This is a genomic window from Cobetia sp. SIMBA_158 (genome assembly GCF_046566945.1).
Classification (GTDB): Bacteria; Pseudomonadota; Gammaproteobacteria; order Pseudomonadales; family Halomonadaceae; genus Cobetia; species Cobetia amphilecti.
On record NZ_JAWJYL010000002.1, the window covers coordinates 465,574 to 477,452 of the forward strand.

The following is an 11,879-nucleotide window of genomic DNA, read 5'->3' on the forward strand; positions in this document are numbered from 1 at the left end:
CATGTTGAATCTGCATCAGGTGTCACTGACGCACAATGGCGCCCAGCTGTTGGAAGACATCACGCTGGCCTGCCCAGCCGGCAGCCTGACCGCTCTGATCGGCCCCAATGGCGCAGGCAAATCGACCCTGCTGGGACTGATGGCCGGTGATCGTCTCCCAAGCCAGGGCGAACTGAGACTGGAAGGCCGCTCCATCGCGGAGTACAGCGTTCGCGATCTTGCCGCCAGGCGCGCCGTGATGCCACAGGACAACGTGCTGCGCTTCGCCTATCGAGTCGATGAAGTCGTCGCCATGGGACGCGCCCTGCGCGATCTCCCGCCGAACGAGGATGACGCCTGCATCGCGAAGGCCATGGCCGATGTGGAAATCCTGCATCTGGCCAGTCGCGATGCCATGACCCTGTCCGGCGGCGAACAGGCACGCACCACCTTTGCCCGAGTGCGCGTCCAGGAGGCGTCGCTGCTGTTGCTCGATGAGCCGACCGCGGCGCTGGATCTGCGCCATCAGGAGCGCCTCCTGCAACTGGCCGCACAGTGGGCCTCACGCGGGCACTGCGTGGTCGCCGTGATGCATGACCTGAATCTCGCAGCCGCTCATGCCGACCGATTGGTCCTGCTCGATCAAGGCCGGCTGGTCGCGCAGGGCACACCCTGGCAGGTACTGGAGCAGCAACGACTGTCCCGCGTCTACCGCCAGCCTGTCTGCGTGATGTCTCACCCTCACCGTCATTGTCCAGTGGTCGTCACGACCCACCACGCTCACGCCCCGCATGACGCTCTTGAACCCCAAGAGCCTCTTGAGTCGCATGACTTTCTTGAACCCCAGGCATCTCCCGAAAAGGCCCCCTCATGACCGACACTCTGAATCGCGCCAACGTGGTGCACACCCTCGAACGAGAACACGCCCTGGCGCGCCACCAGGCGGAGACACGCCGCCAGGAACGCGAGGCCCGTGCAGCCAGCGGTGACAGTGGCGCCGCGCTGCGCCGCTCCGGGAAAGACTTCCGCGACGCCAGTCATTTTCAACATGCCTACCTGTCCATCGACCCGGCCCAGGGCGCATTGCTGTACATGCTGGCGCGCGCCGCAAAGGCGCGTCACTTCGTCGAGTTCGGCAGCTCCTTCGGTATCTCCACCCTCTATCTGGCCGCGGCTGCCGAAGACAATGACGGCCAGGTGATCGGCAGCGAGTACTACGCCAACAAGCGAGAGCACGCTCTTAACAACCTGCGTGATGCCGGCCTTGAGCACCGCGTCGACATTCGCCTCGGGGATGCGATGGAAACCCTCGCGGATGTTGGCGACAGCATCGATTTCCTGTTTCTCGATGGCGAAAAGTCGCTCTACCTCCCTGTACTGGCCCTGCTGAAACCCCGCCTGGCGCCCGGCGCCTTCGTGGTCGCCGACAATCTGGATCACTTCGAGGGCGTGCCGGGTGATTTTCGCCACGAGATCCAGCACGCAGAAGACTTCACATCGCGCCTGATCCCCTTCGGCAAAGGCATGCTCAGTGTTTCTCGCTATCAGGATTGATCCCTGCGCAGTATCGAGCCGGCCCACAAGAAGGCCGGCCTTCCAATGCCTCCCCCGTGACTCCCTGAAACCAATAACGATCAAGGGACCCCACACACCTCATGAATCAGCCCCATACGCTCACCGTCAGTTCTCGTCGACTTGCCGCCAGTTGCGCCTCACTGTGCTGTCTCGCTGGCAGTGTCCAGGCACAGGAAACCCTCGAATCGCTAGAGACCATGACCGTCACCTCCGCCTCCGCGTCCGGCTACGCCGTGGACCCCATGAATGCCCCCGCCAGCATCACGGTCGTCACTCGCGATCAGCTGGAGGGCAAGTCATATCGGGACATCAGCGAAGCGCTGCAGGATGTGCCTGGCGTCTACGTGGACGATGGTCCGTCCAGCAAGGGAGGCACGGGCGAGATCTCGATTCGCGGCCTGGATGCCAAGTACACCCTCATCCTGGTCGATGGCATCCCTCAGGGCTCCCAGCAGGCGTATTACAACGGCTATGGCTCGGGCGCCGAGTTCGGCTGGCTGCCCCCCATCTCGGCCATCGAGCGCATCGAGGTAATTCGCGGCCCGATGTCGACCCTGTATGGCTCCGATGCGCTGGGCGGAGTCATCAATGTCATTACCCGCCCCACCGGCCGGGACTGGAGCGGCTCACTGAATCTCGACACCCTGATCCAGGAAGACTCCGATTCCGGCAACCGTCAGAAGGCCCAGTTCCGCGTCAGCGGTCCTCTGATCGAGAACCGGCTGTCCGCGACGATCACCGGCTCCACCCTGCAGCGCGATGAAGACCATCGCGAAGGTGGCTACAGCGACCATGAGCGCCACGACCTCAATGCCAAGCTGGACTGGACCCCCGACACCGACAACCGGCTCTCGCTGGAAGTCGGCCGAGGGACCCAGGACACCCTGGCCGATGCCGAACGCACGGGCAGCGACCACGATCTGGAAACCGAGCGCCAACACCAGACTCTGCGGCATACCCACGAATGGGAAGATGGGCTGACCACTCGCAGCTATCTGCAACGTGAAACGCTTGAGCAGGATGACAACAGCTATCACTCCACCTACGAACGAGTGACAGCCAACAGTGCCACCGTGATGTCCTTCGGCGCTCACCTGCTGACGCTAGGTGCCCAGTACCGGGAGCAGAGCACGGAAAATCCGGGACGTGGCTTCGGCGAGGAGAATCTCGAGCGCTGGGACATGGCATTGTTCGCCGAGGATGAGTGGTTCCTGACCGAGCGTTTCGCCCTGACTACCGGTGTGCGCTGGGTCGATGACGAGAATTACGGTGATGAGATCGTGCCGCGACTGTACGGCGTCTATACCGCCACACCGCAGCTGACCTTCAAGGGTGGCGTGAGTGCGGGTTACCGAACCCCGGATCTGAAGGAAGGCGATTCCAACTGGATAGAGGGTGGCGGCGGGCCTGGTTGCGCAGACTGTCGCAATGTCGGCAACTCCGACCTTGAGCCGGAAAAGAGCACCACCTATGAAATCGCTGCCCTATGGCAAGGCGATGACGGGCTGAGTGCAGGCGCGACGCTCTACCACACCGATTATCGGGACAAGATCGACTCCCCCGTGGTCTGCGACACGCGCGAGGGCGATGCCAGCTGCCGGTATCAGGGCGATGACTACACCGCAATCTATCAGTACATCAATGTCGACAAGGCCACCGTCAATGGGGTCGAACTGAATCTGGGGATGCCGTTGGGCGAACGCGTCGACCTGCGGGCCACCTACAGCTTCACTGACAGCGAACAGCGCAGCGGCGACAATCAGGGATTGCCGCTCAATGATCAGCCTCGCCACCGCGCGACCCTGGGGCTGGACTGGCAGGCCTCTCCCCGCACGCGGGTATGGTCCCAGGCTCGCTACAAGGGAGAGGCAGAGCAGGTCGCCACCAACAGCGGGCTGAGCGATGCCTACCCCAGCTATACCCTGGTGGATGTCGGTGTCCGTCATCGACTGAATTCGACCGTCACACTCTACGGCGGCATCTACAACCTCTTCGACAAGACCATTGATCAGGACACCTATGGCACGGTGCTGGATGGCCGCCGCTTCAATACCGGACTACAGGTACAATTCTGACGTCCGGGCACCAATACGACCCAAAAGCGTCTGACACCCCGTAACACCGAGCAGCGGATGAGCCCTGACTGCCATCCGCTGCTTCTCATGACAGCGCGCCGCGCACTCTTTTCTTCATCCAAAGGCGTCTCGATGTTTCCTCCGGTTGACTCTGATCACGGCCCTTCCCTGCCATCCTCTAACGTACCCAATGCCCTGCCACTGGGCATGCCGGCGACACGCAAGCTGTCTGCCCATGACCTGGGCCTGGTGACCCTCGCCCTGCTCGACGCGGAGAAAAGCTACGGCAGTCAGCTTGGGGATCGCATCGAGGCGCTCTCCAATGGCTTCTATCGCCCGAGCCCCGGCATGCTCTATCCGGTGCTCGGGCGTCTCGCCGAGCAGGGGCTGATCACGCAACAACGTGAAGGCCGCCGCAAGTACTACAGCCTGACTCGGGAAGGCAGCACCTATCTGACGGAGCACCATGCCAGCGCCCAACAGGTAAGGTCCCGCCTGGACTCGGCAGGCCGCAAGCTCAATGCCCTGTTCGCTGACTTGCGCCACAGCCTCGCGGACGAGACGCAGGCCATGCCGTTGGCACAGGAGCTGCTGACCGCGCGGATGGACATGAAAGCTGCCTTGCATGAAAGCCGCGGCGCCTCGCCTGAAGCACAGCGACGCATATTGAAACTGTTGCAGGAAACCACAGCGCGCATTCGCCATGAAGCCCGTGAATGAGGACAGAAAGGCAAGGGAGATGCACAGGCAGCTTGTCTACGATATTTCACCACCTGAATTCTTGCCCTGTATAACAGAAGCAAGATTTTGGGCGCTCTGTCCGTGAGAGCATGACAGCTCGTCATGGAGGGGGACTGAGCCGGCTCCTGACCTATGGCATCGCGATTGACTCACAGCGGTGTGAGTCGTTGTCTGCCTGACGCAACATGCGGCAATATGCTTGACACCCGACTCAAAGTATTTTTCTCGAAGCACTCGGGTGAAATGATAGCGACAAGAATGAGCGCAATCTGTATGTCCCATAATCCATCAAAGCAACATGAGCCAGATTTTGTGCCAGGAGGCGCAAAGGCTCATCCGCTCGGTTCACGCTTGTAATTGCGGGCAGACGCCATAGCCTCCAGCTTACGTGGCCCCTGAGCCTCAAGACGCTTGCATTCCCTACCCTTGAGAACAGAGGCCCTGGATAATTGCTGGGCGATTCATCACGACTGATGACGCTACCCCTGGATAGGCGCTTTTCCTGGGTGCTTAGTCCCCCTCTTGCCGTTCGGCCCCGGTTTGCAAGGATAATGGGGGAATTTTCAGCGTGAACTCACACTGTCTGCCAACTCCATGAATGCCTTGCGCGGTGAGGTAGATCGGCCAGTGATGATATCGATGATCCAGTGAGCATCAATACTGAAAGGCTTGTCAGCGAACGGACCTGAGATCTGAGTACTTGGCTGCCGACAAGAGTTAAACGTAGGCTCAACGTATAGAATGTATCAGAGAATGACAGTCTCAATAATGTCGTCTCTGTCCATAAGTGACACAAACATATGCAACCTATATTATATAGCTTCACATCGTAACGAGTAGATTGATATGAAATTGCTAGCAAAGGCGGCACTCGTCGCATGCCTCCTGATCACAGCTGCTACACCAGCTTTGAGTGAAACTCCTGAAGAATATATTCAGCGGATAACGATTTCCGCAGAGGAAGGAAATAGCCAGGCACAGGAGACTTTAGCGACATATTATTCGCGTGGAGAATATGGTTTACCGCAGGACGACAGTAAAGCTGCGCATTGGTATGAACTGGCAGCAGAACAAGGGCAATGGTCTGCACAGGTAACACTTGCCACTCATTATCTTAATGGTATTGGAGTTACTAATGATGATAAAAAAGCGGCTTACTGGTTAAAAAAAGCAGTACAGCCGGATACGCCCAGACCGAACTATTTACTGGGATATATGTATCAAACCGGTCGTGGCGTACCGAAAGATAAAGCAAAAGCCGCTGAATTCTATCGCCAAGCGACACTGAGGGGTTATCAACCAGCGCTGTTTTCGCTTGGACATATGTACTTTGAAGGGTCTGGCGTAGAACAGGACTATAGTAAATCCCTTGAGCTATTCAAACAAGCCGCGCAGTGGGGAGACGCCCCTTCACAAAACATGCTTGGCCATTTATATGAACACGGATTTGGTACCGAGAAAAATATGGAATTGGCAATCAAGTGGTATCGCAATTCCGCCTCTCAGGGGCACGTAAACGGTTACATCAGTCTAGGAGAGCTTTACAGACATGGCAAGTCTCTTCCTGAGAACAAAACATTAGCGTACGCATATTATATGATAGCAGAAGATAAAGGTTACCAGGATGCAGCGCCAGAACTTAGGGATATCGCCAAGTGGCTGTCTACAGAACAAATCAAGCAGGCCGAGCGCCTTGCAAGTCATCGTAATGCCAATGATCCGCTACCGACACCGGAAGACTTATAAACAAGCATGATTTAACGACAGCTGTTTTGTGATGATGACGCTTGATCTAGTTCACCCAAGGTGATTGTATCGCACGTCGTTACGGGTCTCGATATACTATCTACAACCTACAGGTCTCGTCTGATTTTCGACAATCACAGTGGTTCATCAAGTGAATAACAACTCAGACGAGTCCTGACAGTCAACCGTAAACGATAAGCATGAAGGGTCTTTTGCAAGCCGACTGGTCACGTGTTCACGGCTATCGAAACGAAAGCAACTGCATAGCGATATCTTCCTGAACAGCAGCCCGTTGTGCGTATGCTGGATAAAGTCAAACCACACATGAAATGTCGAAGAGCCCTTCAAGTCTACGGCGAGCCCTATACGTTCATCGGCTTCGGCGGGCTTTGCCGGGATGTGGTGATGACCACTGAGCTGGCGGAGCAACTGGAACGTTTGAGGCAATCCAGCCCCAGAGAGAACAATGACAGAGGGGCCGCCACGTGCAGTACTACAAACTACATGTTGAGGACTCGACAATGAAGCAATGGATTGCAGGGGGCCGTCCTGGGAGCCCTGTTCACCCTGCCGGCTGTGGCGATCGCCAAAGAGTACCAGGCGCCGCCCTCCTCGAGCGGTATGTCCGCTGCCTATATCTCTGATGAGGCGATGGAGCGATGCATCATCATGTACAACCAGATGCTCGACCTGGAACGTCAGCTCTCCGAGGACTCCCGCACGCTGGATCTCTACAACCAGTCTGCGGTGAATGCCTATAACCAGCGGGTGGACGAACAGCGTCGCTTATCCAGTCAGTTCAACCATGACTGCGCCGGCAAGTCGTCCGAGAGCGCGCGCCGGGCAGCAGAAGCCCTCAATAACAGTCAGCAGGCGCGGTGAAGGGAGTCGGCACCGGCCCCCATGACTCGCGCAAGAGAACCGGAATAATTTACTTCCAGAGGAACGCATGAAGCAGCTAACTGCCGGATTGAACACGACACTGCAAGACCATCAACTCGCCGTCGATATTACAACGGAGTTCGCACCGGGCTTCGCTGGCGAGGTGGATAAATCGATCTTCTTGCTGGGCAAGGATGGCAAGGTCCGTTCCGACAGCGACTTCATTTTCTATAACCAGCCGGAAACGGGCGATGGCTCGGTCAAGATGACGAATGATCAGTTCATGATCGACCTGTCGCGCGTTCCTGCCGATGTGGAAAAGCTGGCCATTACGATCGTGCTCGATGGGGAGGAAGCCTTCAGCAAAGCGTCGTCTATCCGGCTATCCGTGAAAGGTGTCGCCGAGTTCTCGCCAGACCCCAAGAACCTGTCCGTCACCTCGCTCATCCTGGGGCAATTCTATCGCCATAACAGCGATTGGAAGTTCAAGGCGATCGGTGCCGGCTTCGAAGGCGGCCTTGCCCCCTTGGCGACCAATTATGGCGTTCACGTCGGTTATAAGTCAGAGACTGATACCCCGACCCCCGCGTCCGCCCAAGCCCAAGCCCAAGCCCAAGCCCAAGCCCCGAAAATCGACATCGAGGAGGCGTTGTCAGTCAAACTGGAGCAGCACGCCCCCAAGCTAATCGACTTCGCCAAGCCGATCGCGCTTAATCTCAAGAAGCACAATATGGAGGATGTCACGGCCCGTGTGGCGTTTGTCCTCGATGGCTCTGGTTCAATGTATTCCCAGTACCATAAGGGCCATGTTCAGCAGGTCCTGGAGCGTATCGTGCCGCTGGCGCTTCAATTAGACAATGATGGCCAGATCGAATTCTGGGCCTTCGCCTCCAAGTTCAAGAAGTACGGCAACGTCTCGGTCAACAACTATGAGAACTACATCGAGCGAACAAGGAATGTCAGCAAACTGTTCCCCTTCACTATCTTCCGTGGGCTGGGCGCCGGTAATAATGAGAAGGATGTCATGGAAGACGTAGTCCGGCACTTCGCCGGGACTTCGGAACCCGTGCTGGTGATCTTTATATCGGATGGGGGGATTACACAGTCGCGCAAGATAGAAAAAGTGATCCGGGAGACATGCAGACAGCCGATTTTCTGGCAGTTTGTCGGCTTGGGCGGCCAGGACTATGGCATCTTGGAGAACCTGGATGACCTTCAAGGCAGAGACATCGACAATTCTGACTTCTTCAACATAGACAACTTCGCCAACGTCACGGATGACAGTCTCTACGCGCAATTGCTCAGTGAATTCCCCGGTTGGCTGCGCACGATGAAGTCAAACGCATTGCTGTAACCCAGCCTCGCCAATGAAAGGGCGCCCAAGCTCGCCTTCGCTTGGGTGCTCGTGGGGCTCGCGCACAGCCCCCGCCACCGACGCCTCAGAACTCCTGCTGTTCCCCATCGGCCACCAGTCGATTCAGATAGTCTGCCTCCTCTTCGCTCAAACGACGCTGCCACCTGGCCAACGACGCTTTCGCGCGCAGGTACATGAACGGCAGGCTTGTCAGAGGCAGAACGACGAAGAATAGCCACCAGTCGAGCTCACTGAAGTCCGGTGATGCGGTATCCACCAGGCCAACGTTGGACAGTACGGTTGGGGCGAAGCACAGCATGACGGTCACGGCGATGGCCGGAATCGGAAGGGTTGGGCTGCGAGCCGCGACGATCTGGACGCACTCCTCGAAGCAGTACCCCCGCTCATCGAGAATCGGCACGTCCAGGGGAGGCTCGAATTGCAATAGCTTGGCCAGTTGCTGCATCTCGTCCTGGCTAGGCCGTCGGAAGGTTCTATACTGACCGTCTCGAAATAGTAGGCCGATTATTTTAGGCCGGGCGCCAATTAGTCGTTCGGCACCCAGAATATTTTTGTCACTCTTTAATAGTTGCTCTCTATTGGCAGGATGATCGCTGACCTCTCGGTCAACAATAACTTGCTGCAAGTGCCGCAAATCCCACGCAAGCACCGTGTCTGTCAATTTTTCCTGGCCTGTGATGCGCGGCAGAAGGCAAGTGCCATAGATACTATATTGTCGGCCGGTCTCTGTACTGATCATGATTCCTCCAAACAAGGATAGTGTCGCATGGCTCAATAACCGACCTTCGACGGCGATAACGGGTCAGTCATGACCAAAAAAATGCCACAGGTGGACGGCCTGTGGCATTCAACATACTTCAGCTACGGACGAAGTTCACTCGATGAAGCCGCCCCAAGATTCGACTTCTTCTTCACCGTATTCCTTCTTCCATTCCTTGAGGCCCTTGTGATTACCACCACGGGTCTCGATCACTTCGTTGGTATGCGGGTTGACGTACTTCTTCATGCGACGCTTCTGGCGAGTGCTAGACGCTTTCGGTGCAGATTCATCAACCGCTTCCGGCTTGATCAGCGCGACCATTTCGTCCGCAGACATTTGATACTCTTCCTGCAGCGCATGAAGCTTTTCTTTCACTTCCATCGCGCGCTGGAACTTGGGATCGCTTTGCATCTTCTCGTAATCGAGCTGGGCTTGCTTGAGTCGAGCTTCCGCTTCAATAAAACGCTTCAGTACTGCAGACATGGGATTTACCTCGTTAGGCAGAACAGCAGGGACAAAAATTAATTAGTGACTGGGTTCAATATAACAAGAAACGCCCGTGAGTAAACCCATTTTTAAAAAAATAAGCCCTACCGTGTGGCAGCGCTGAAAATATGCAAGATAACGGGATTTTATAGACTGCGTTGCATGGCACGCACCCAGCCAAAGCCATGATTTGGTCCGACGGCCAGGTCAACTAGCCAGTGTGTCGAAAATCGCATCGCTGCATAGCCCACCAGCAGACTGGTAAATAAAAATTGCCCCGAACAATGCGGAACATAAGCGAGCGATTCCATGACGACCTCGGCGCGTACAGCCATGCTGTAACGGTCACAATGCCAATCATGATGGTTATCAACAGTAATAACACGACACCCAGTGCTAGGTGTATGGTCCTAGGGTGTAATGGTTCATACCATGGACCATTACACCCTGGGACTAAACACCTAGTTATCAACATTCCCTGTCCCGAGAGGAGACATGACTAGCGAGCTATTGGCAAGTCTTCCCATCGGGTTGTATAACGCGGCGACAGCATCGCCTAGCGCACCTCCCATCCCGGGCTGGCTGTCTCGCGTCCAAACCTTACCGTCCCCCTTCCCACCCGCTCATTGAGCTGATCCACGGCCGACATCACCTCACGGCTGCCTGGCCGCTCAGCCGGCGCAAAGAGGTCGTCACACCGGTACCGATCACCCGTCAGATCGCCCAGCAGAACACCTGCACGGGCGTATGCCGGCCCTTCTTGGTAGATGTGACGCAAGATATTGAGTGCCGCCTGAGTCAGATCACGGCTATCAGAGAGTGGCGTCGAAAAGGCGGTGCCGACGGACGCGCTGTAAGGCTCTCCCTGACGTGAAAAATGCGAGGTGCTGATGTTGACCTTGATCGACTGCGCAGAGGCGTTCTGTCGGCGTACCTTGGCGGCCGCACGCGCAACATGTGAGGCCACGGCTGATGCGATCGTGTCGTAGTCGTAGATGAGACGTCCAAAGGCCTGGCTGGCCCGGATCTGCTGCTGATGCTCCGGCCCCTCATCGGGTGAGAAGCGCCACTCGCCACAGAGCTCTCGTGCGGTGCTCTCAACGAGAACCCCGTAGTGGCGCCGCAACAACCTCCGCTCGATACACGCGAGATCCCATGCTGTCCTGACACCGTGATCGGCTTCCAGGCGGGCGGCGAGGCGTCCGCCTATCCCCCAGACCTCTCGAACGGGCGCGAGCTTCAGCAGCTTTTCCAGTCGACCCGGCAACCGCACATCCATCACATTCCCCGTCCCCCGCGCCCAGGCCTTGGCCGCCCAAGACGCCAGCTTGGCACTCGTCAGACTGACGCCGATACCGACCCCAATGGGAAGGCCTGTTTTCTTCAGGACATCTGCCCTCAGCACGTGCCCCCAGGGCTCGAGGTTTCGGTCTGTCGGCGGCACCAACCAGGACTCATCGACGCTGTACTCCGTACAGAGACTGGAGTGCTGACACAGCACGGCATTGAACCGATTACTCATGGAGTGATAGAGCGCAAAGTTGCTGGAAAATACCTCAAGCTCGCCCCGGGCGTGCAACCCTTTCAGCTCATGCCACGGCTGGCCCATCTTGATGCCCATCTTCTTCGCCAGCACCCCACGAGCAATACAGTTGGCATCATTCGATGACAAGACTACGCAAGGCTTTTCAGCAACTTCCGGTCTGAAGACTGTCTCCATCGCCACATAAGCCGAATTGATATCACACAGGCAAATGGTGCGGCCGGTGACATCCAGACTCGGGGTCATATGCCCTCCAGCGAATGAAGGTTGTGCGTACAACCCCCCAAGATCAGCAGCTCTTCCCCGTCCTACAGGACGATGGGCTGATAGCGCGGGTTTTCCGGCAACAGGAGGGGGCCATCCGGGTGCTGGAGGTCGAGACGCTTGACCAGGAACTCAGCCCCGATGCACGCGATGACAATATCTCCATGGCGCGCCTCCTTGGCTTTATTGACGATCAACACGTCACCCTCAAAGACGCCTGCGTTAATCATGCTGTCGCCTTCCGCGCGGACGAGGAACGAGCTCGGCTCCCTGAGCCTGACCAGCTCATCCAGCGAGAGCGGCGCTTCACTGTGGTTCTCTGCCGAGCTTGGGGAACCGCAGCTGACACGCGAGCTTGGCAGGCTTGGTAGCGGGTGTAGCGGGTGTAGCGGGTGTAGCGGGTGTAGCGGGTGTAGCGGGTGTAGCGGGTGTAGCGGGTGTAGCGGGTGTAGC

The 11,879-nt window shown here is 57.2% G+C and carries 10 protein-coding genes and 1 pseudogene; 7 read left to right on the forward strand and 4 right to left on the reverse strand.

Annotated features, from left to right (window positions below):
* Position 1 precedes the first annotated feature (1 nt).
* From R2R70_RS05950 to R2R70_RS05980, 7 genes are all read left to right on the forward strand, one after another.
* Positions 2-853 carry a heme ABC transporter ATP-binding protein gene (locus R2R70_RS05950; RefSeq protein WP_410977555.1) on the forward strand — a complete coding sequence of 284 codons (852 nt, stop codon included), beginning with the start codon at positions 2-4 and terminating at the stop codon, positions 851-853.
* The gene (locus tag R2R70_RS05955; RefSeq protein WP_410977556.1) at positions 850-1,533 is read left to right on the forward strand and encodes an O-methyltransferase; all 684 of its coding nucleotides are present in this window, start codon (positions 850-852) and stop codon (positions 1,531-1,533) included. Before R2R70_RS05950 ends, R2R70_RS05955 begins: the two co-directional genes overlap by 4 nt.
* A 101-nt stretch (positions 1,534-1,634) precedes the next feature.
* On the forward strand, positions 1,635-3,629 hold the full coding sequence (locus R2R70_RS05960) for a TonB-dependent receptor domain-containing protein (protein WP_410977557.1): 1,995 nt from the start codon (positions 1,635-1,637) through the stop codon (positions 3,627-3,629).
* Between the two features lie 132 nt (positions 3,630-3,761).
* Positions 3,762-4,349, forward strand: coding sequence for a PadR family transcriptional regulator (locus tag R2R70_RS05965; RefSeq protein ID WP_410977558.1), 588 nt, complete (start codon positions 3,762-3,764; stop codon positions 4,347-4,349).
* A gap of 867 nt (positions 4,350-5,216) precedes the next feature.
* A complete protein-coding gene (locus R2R70_RS05970; protein ID WP_410977559.1) occupies positions 5,217-6,116 on the forward strand; it encodes a tetratricopeptide repeat protein in 900 nt (299 codons plus the stop codon).
* A gap of 534 nt (positions 6,117-6,650) precedes the next feature.
* Positions 6,651-6,998 carry a hypothetical protein gene (locus tag R2R70_RS05975; protein ID WP_410977560.1) on the forward strand — a complete coding sequence of 116 codons (348 nt, stop codon included), beginning with the start codon at positions 6,651-6,653 and terminating at the stop codon, positions 6,996-6,998.
* Between the two features lie 67 nt (positions 6,999-7,065).
* Positions 7,066-8,352 carry a VWA domain-containing protein gene (locus R2R70_RS05980; RefSeq protein ID WP_410977561.1) on the forward strand — a complete coding sequence of 429 codons (1,287 nt, stop codon included), beginning with the start codon at positions 7,066-7,068 and terminating at the stop codon, positions 8,350-8,352.
* An 85-nt stretch (positions 8,353-8,437) separates the two neighbouring features.
* Here the strand turns inward: R2R70_RS05980 and R2R70_RS05985 are convergent, their stop codons facing one another.
* From R2R70_RS05985 to R2R70_RS06000, 4 genes and pseudogenes are all read right to left on the reverse strand, one after another.
* Entirely contained in the window at positions 8,438-9,112 is a 675-nt protein-coding gene (locus R2R70_RS05985) for a hypothetical protein (protein ID WP_410977562.1), read from the reverse strand.
* A 135-nt stretch (positions 9,113-9,247) separates the two neighbouring features.
* Entirely contained in the window at positions 9,248-9,616 is a 369-nt protein-coding gene (locus R2R70_RS05990) for a histone-like nucleoid-structuring protein, MvaT/MvaU family (RefSeq protein ID WP_192837728.1), read from the reverse strand.
* A gap of 502 nt (positions 9,617-10,118) precedes the next feature.
* Positions 10,119-11,408 (reverse strand): annotated as a pseudogene (locus R2R70_RS05995) (DUF4113 domain-containing protein).
* 62 nt (positions 11,409-11,470) lie between these two features.
* Positions 11,471-11,788 carry a LexA family protein gene (locus R2R70_RS06000; RefSeq protein ID WP_410977577.1) on the reverse strand — a complete coding sequence of 106 codons (318 nt, stop codon included), beginning with the start codon at positions 11,786-11,788 and terminating at the stop codon, positions 11,471-11,473.
* Positions 11,789-11,879 lie beyond the last annotated feature (91 nt).